Here is a 6,000-nt window from a genome sequence, read left to right on the forward strand (position 1 = left end):
ACCCCGCAGAGGATTTCGCACAGGCGGACGAATCACTCGACGACCTCACCGAGCCCGACGCGCACCCCGCGGCCGTCGATCCGGCACCGATGATGCCCACCGGAGTACAGGCACCTAGCGCTTCCCCCGGGCCCGGCCGGAGCGCCTCACAGGCCCTCGACGGGCCCTCCACACGGCAGGTCCGACAGGTGTCCATGGGGGCGGGAATCGCGCTGATAGGACTGGGTCTGGGCTTCCTGGCCCTCCGCTTCCGGCACCCCGGTTGACCTTCCCCGCCACGTGAATCCGGTCACCTCCACGCGTGAAACCGGTCACCTCCGCCCCTGGCCCACCACCTGCCCCGACCACCGCCCCTCCCGCTCCCGCCCCTCCTCCACCCCTCACCACCAGCGGCCTCGCCCCCGAAGACGACTTGCACCAGTGAACATACTCGGTATACATACTCAGTATGTCGATCCGTCATGGGCTCTTGGCCCTGTTGGAGCGGGGCCCCAGATACGGTTCCCAGCTCCGTACCGAATTCGAGTCGCGCACCGGCTCCACCTGGCCGCTCAACGTCGGCCAGGTGTACACGACGCTGAGTCGGCTGGAGCGCGACGGCCTGGTCGTCCAGAACGACGAGGACGATCAGGGGCACGCCCTCTACGCGATCACCGGCGACGGCCGTACCGAGCTGCGGAACTGGTTCGAGACGCCCGTCGACCGCAGCAGTCCGCCGCGTGATGAGCTGGCCATCAAGCTCGCCATGGCGGTCGGAGCGCCGGGCGTGGACATCCGGGCCGTCATCCAGTCCCAGCGCCACCACACCGTCAAGGCGATGCAGGACTACACCCGCCTCAAGGCGCAGGCCCTCGCCGACGTCCCGGCCAACCGCGACGAGGTCGCCTGGCTGCTCGTGCTCGAACAGCTGATCTTCCAGGCGGAGGCCGAGGCACGCTGGCTGGACCACTGCGAGTCACGGCTGGTCCGCCTCGCCGAGGCCGCCGCCACCGAGCCGGAGCCGGAGCCGCGTGCCCCGAGCCGTGGCCCGGCTCGCGCCCCGGCTCGTACGCCTGCCCGCCTCGGCCGCCCGCGCGGCCGGACCTGACCGCGGCACGCAGCGCCCGCGTACACCGCCTAGCCGCCCGGCACCGCCGGGGCGAACCGGTACCACCGGGATCGCCGCGGCACCGCCGGGACCGGCCGGGGAGCGCCGGGACCGCGGAGGCCACGAGAAGGCCGCTGAAGGCCACCCGCCGCAGCCCGCCACCGGCGCCCGCACACGCCCTCACCGGCGAACGGATCACCTCGGTGTCCGGACCTCGACGTCCGGCGCCGCACCACAGAACCGTCACAGGGGGAACCACCCACCATGTCCTCACACACCCCGTCCCGCCCCGGCTCCACGGCCGCCGTCCCACCGGGCTCCCCGGCACCGGGCGGCACACCGGTGCTCGAACTGCGGACCCTCACCCGTACCCACGGCAGCGGCGTCGCCGAGGTGCACGCCCTGCGCGGCATCGACCTGTCCGTGTACGCGGGTGAACTCGTCGCGGTGATGGGCCCGTCGGGTTCCGGCAAGTCCACCCTGCTGACCATCGCCGGCGGGCTCGACACCGCGACCAGCGGCCAGGTGATCATCGAAGGGCAGGACATATCCGGTCTCGGCCCCAAGGGGATCGCCGCCCTGCGCCGCCGCAGCGTCGGCTACGTCTTCCAGGACTACAACCTGATCCCGGCGCTCACCGCGGCCGAGAACATCGCCCTGCCGCGCGAGCTCGACGGGGTCTCCGTGCGCAAGGCCCGCAAGGAGGCACGCGCGGCGCTGGAGGAGATGAACCTCCTCCAGGTCGCCGACCGTTTCCCCGACGAGATGTCCGGCGGTCAGCAGCAGCGTGTGGCGATCGCTCGCGCCCTGGTGGGCGACCGGCGCCTCGTACTCGCCGACGAACCGACCGGCGCCCTGGACTCCGAGACCGGCGAGAGCGTGCTGGCGCTGCTGCGCAGCCGCTGCGACCAGGGGGCCGCGGGCGTGATGGTGACACACGAACCGCGGTTCGCGGCGTGGGCGGACCGGGTCGTCTTCCTGCGGGACGGCTCGATCGTCGACCAGGCGCTCACCGTCGGCGCCGACGCGCTGCTGACCGGCGAGGGCACCAAGTGAGCGTGTTCACGGGCTGGCGCGCCGCCCTCCGAATAGCCGGCCGCGACGCGATGCGCGCCAAGGGCCGCAGCGCGCTGGTGGTCGCGATGATCGCGGTGCCGGTGCTGGGCGTCACGGCCCTCGACGTGACGTTCCGCAGCATGACGCAGACCACCGCCGAGAAACTGACCAGCCAGATGGGGTCGGCGGACGCCCTCTTCGCCGACCAGCAGATGGGCCCGCTGGAGCAGATGCCCGACGGGGAGATGTTCCAGCAGGCCGCCCCGGACGCCCCGGCGTCCGCCGAGCCCCCGCCTCCGGTCGACGTCACGACCACGTTCCCCAAGGGCTCACGCGCGATCAGCATCCAGTCCGTACCGGCGAGCGTCACCACCGAGTACGGCATCGCCAACACGGACATCTACGAGTTCCGCACCTCGGACGGACTGGCGCGCGGCAAGACCGACCTCGTGCGCGGCTCCTACCCGCACGGCGCGGGGGAGATGGCCGCCACCGAGCTGTTCCTCGAGAAGACCGGCCTGAGGGTCGGCTCGACGACCACCGTGCGCAACTTCGGCGCGAAGTTCACGATCACCGGTGTGATCGAGCAGCCGAACGATCTGAAGAGCAGGGCCCTGTTCGCGGACCCGGGAGCGGTCATCGCCCCGTGGAAGGCGAAGGCCGACCACGACAAGAAGGTGCTGCCGCCGAACACCACTCCGAAGGAATGGCTGGTCAAGGGCCCCGACGGGGTGGGGGTGACCTGGCCCGACGTCATGGAGGCCAACAAGTCGGGCGTCCTCGTCACCTCCCGCCAGGTCGCCCTCGACCCGCCGCCGGACTCCGAGGTCCCGCTGCTCAAGAAGATGGAGCGCCCTAACTGGGGCAGCTCCAGTGACTGGAGTCCCGCCCTCCTCACCGTGGTCTCCATGGCGGTCCTGGAGATCGTGCTGCTCGCCGGGCCCGCGTTCGCGGTCGGCGCGCGCCGCTCCCGCCGCCAGCTCGGCCTGCTGGGCACCTGCGGCGGGGACCGGCAGCACGTCCGGGCCGTGGTGCTCGGCGGCGGTCTGGTACTCGGCGGTGTCGGCGCCGTGACCGGTGTGGTGCTCGGCGTCGGGCTCACCGCGGCGTTCCGGCCCATGCTCGAGAACTGGGCCGGACACCGCTTCGGCTCCCTCGTCATGCCGCCGGCGGAGCTGCTCCTCATCGCCGCGATCGGCCTGGTCACCGGCCTTCTGGCGGCGTTCGCCCCGGCCGTCGTGGCGAGCCGGCAGTCCATTCTGGAGTCGCTCACCGGCCGTCGCGGCGTCCGGCGCTCCTCCCGGGTGCTGCCCGTCGTGGGCGCCTGCGTGCTGGCGCTCGGCTGCGCCGCCGCCGTGTACGGCGCCACCAGCGGGAACGAGACCCTGGTCGCCGGCGGCTCGGTCGTCGCCGAACTGGGAATGCTCGGCTGCATCCCGGTGGTGGTCGGCCTCCTCGGGCGGCTCGGCCGCAGGCTGCCGCTCTCGCCCCGCATGGCGCTGCGCGACGCGGCCCGCAACCGCGGCCGCACCGCCCCGGCGGTCGCCGCGGTGATGGCGGCCGTGGCCGGTTCGGTGGCGATCGCCACCTACATGTCCAGCAAGGTCGCCGAGTACGAGTACGAGTACGCCCCCTCGCTCACCCAGGGGACCATCGCCGTCATGTCGAACGGTGACGGGTCGGCCGAACGGCTGCCGCTGGCCCGCGCCGCCGTCGAGCGGAACATGACCGTCAGCGGCGGGCACGCCGACTTCAAGCGGGTCTGGGCGGGCAGCGACTGCGACGTCTACTACGAGGAGGAGAACGGCTGCGGCACCCTGCAGCTGGTCAAGCCCACCGGCGAGGGCCACACCTGCCCGCTGAAGGGCAAGGGGGCCCAGGAACTCGCCGCACGGCTCTCCGCGGACGAGCACAAGGAGCAGATGAACACTCCGGCCTGCCTGGGCGAGCACACGCTCTCGCACGCGTTCCCCACCGGCGAGGAACAGATTCTCGTGGCCGACGCGAACATGCTCAGCACGTATGTGAAGCTCGACGACCCCGCAGCCGCCGATGCCCTGGCCGCGGGCACACCGGTGCTGCTCAACCCGGCGTACGCCAAGGACGGTGAGATCACCCTCACCGCGGTCCACAAGTACAACGACCGCGACAAGGAGAACCGGAAGCAGCACCCGGGCAAGGCACGGACCGCCACCGACCGGCTGAAGGTGTACGTCGCTCCCGCGAAGTACGCGGCGACCCCCGGCGTCCGCCTGATCCTCCCGCAGAAGACCGCGGACCGGCTCGGTCTGCACACCCAGCCGGCCGGCAGCGTGTACGCCGTCTCGCAGCCGCCGTCGAACGCCGAGCAGCAGCGCGTCGACGGAGCGCTCGAACAGGCCGGCGGCGGCTTCTGGCTCCAGGTCGATTCCGGCCCCGGCCAGGACGAGAACACGCTCCTGCTGGTCCTGACGCTGTTCGCCGGAGTGGTGACGCTGGGCGCGGCCGCGATCACGACCGGCCTCGCGAAGGCGGACGCGGAGGCGGACCTGACCACGCTGAGCGCGGTCGGCGCGCCCCCGGGCGTGCGGCGGACGCTGACCGGCTTCCAGTGCCTGGTGGTGGCGCTCACGGGCGTGGTCCTGGGCACGATCACGGGTCTGGTGCCCGCGGTGGCGCTGCGCCTCGTCGACCTGCGCGAGGCGCTGGCGGCGATGCGGGCCGATCCGATGGAGTCGGCGTACACCCCGATCGTGCTGCCCTGGAACACGCTCGCCGTGCTGGTCGTGGGCGTTCCGCTGCTCGCCGGGGCGCTCGCGGCGGCGATCACCCGGTCGCGTCAGACCCTGGCCCGGCGGGTCGGCTGACGGCACGAGCGGCCCGTTCCGGGGCCTGAGCAGCCGTTCCGGTGCCCTCGCAGACGGTGGATCAACCGTTTGCGGGGGCACCACCGTGTCGTAGGGCGGGTGTGGGAGACAATGACGCCATGGAGATGCCGAGGAATGAACGGTCGCAGGAGCACCCCCAAGTCCTCGTGGTGGGGCAGGACGGCATGGCGATCGGCGGCGGTGGCACTGACGACGACTCGCGTGAGGTCCCGGTGACGGAGATGGTCGAACAGCCCGCGAAGGTCATGCGCATCGGCAGCATGATCAAGCAGCTCCTGGAAGAGGTCAGGGCGGCTCCTCTCGACGAGGCGAGCCGGGTCAGGCTCAAGGAGATCCATGCCGGGTCCGTGAAGGAGCTGGAGGACGGTCTCGCGCCGGAGCTGGTGGAGGAGCTGGAGCGGCTCTCCCTGCCGTTCACCGAGGACTCGGTGCCCTCCGAGGCGGAACTCCGGATCGCCCAGGCCCAATTGGTGGGCTGGCTGGAGGGCCTGTTCCACGGCATCCAGACCGCGCTGTTCGCCCAGCAGATGGCGGCGCGTGCCCAGCTGGAGCAGATGCGCCGCGCCCTTCCGTCGGGCGCCGGGCACGAGGAGCAGGACGGCAGCGGCGATCAGAGCGGAGCCATCCGGACCGGCCCGTACCTCTAAGGTCCTGCCTCTGGCCCGTTTCTCCGACCTGTGAGACCGCAGTCGTGACCGGTGGTCGGCGGCCCGTACGCCGACCGTCCGGTCCGCACCGCTCGCTTCGCTCACACCCGGACATGACATCGATCACACCGAGCAGGAGGCCCGGCGCACACGGTCGACGACCGTGGGGGCCGGGGGGCGCCCAGGCCGGCCCCGCGGTGGGGAGGTCGGGGGGGTTGGGGAGGGGGGGGGGGTGGGGGTGTTTTTGGTGGTCTCCCCTCTTTGGCGCGGGCGGGGTGTGCCGCCGGGCTTGGTCGCGTGGGGCGCGCGCGGCGGCCGCCCGCCCGTCTGTGGGTGCGCCCCG

The 6,000-nt window shown here is 72.2% G+C and carries 4 protein-coding genes; all 4 read left to right on the plus strand.

The genetic code is table 11. The annotated features are described in order from the left end of the window. The first annotated feature begins 448 nt into the window (after window positions 1–448). The 4 genes from AB0E67_RS23835 (at window position 449) to AB0E67_RS23850 (ending at window position 5,657) form a co-directional block, all read left to right on the plus strand. The gene (locus AB0E67_RS23835; protein WP_362030247.1) at window positions 449–1,087 is read left to right on the plus strand and encodes a PadR family transcriptional regulator; all 639 of its coding nucleotides are present in this window, start codon (window positions 449–451) and stop codon (window positions 1,085–1,087) included. Between the two features lie 264 nt (window positions 1,088–1,351). Further along, complete coding sequence (locus AB0E67_RS23840; RefSeq protein WP_362030250.1) at window positions 1,352–2,143, plus strand: ABC transporter ATP-binding protein; 792 nt, start codon at window positions 1,352–1,354, stop codon at window positions 2,141–2,143. Continuing rightward, on the plus strand, window positions 2,140–4,989 hold the full coding sequence (locus tag AB0E67_RS23845; protein ID WP_362030253.1) for an FtsX-like permease family protein: 2,850 nt from the start codon (window positions 2,140–2,142) through the stop codon (window positions 4,987–4,989). The genes AB0E67_RS23840 and AB0E67_RS23845 overlap by 4 nt, the downstream gene beginning before the upstream one ends. Window positions 4,990–5,108: 119 nt before the next feature. Beyond that, window positions 5,109–5,657 (plus strand): bacterial proteasome activator family protein, encoded by a 549-nt coding sequence (locus AB0E67_RS23850; RefSeq protein WP_073790677.1) that lies wholly within the window; start codon window positions 5,109–5,111, stop codon window positions 5,655–5,657. The last annotated feature ends 343 nt before the right edge of the window (window positions 5,658–6,000 follow it).

The organism is Streptomyces sp. NPDC032161, from assembly GCF_040636995.1.
Lineage (GTDB): Bacteria > Actinomycetota > Actinomycetes > Streptomycetales > Streptomycetaceae > Streptomyces.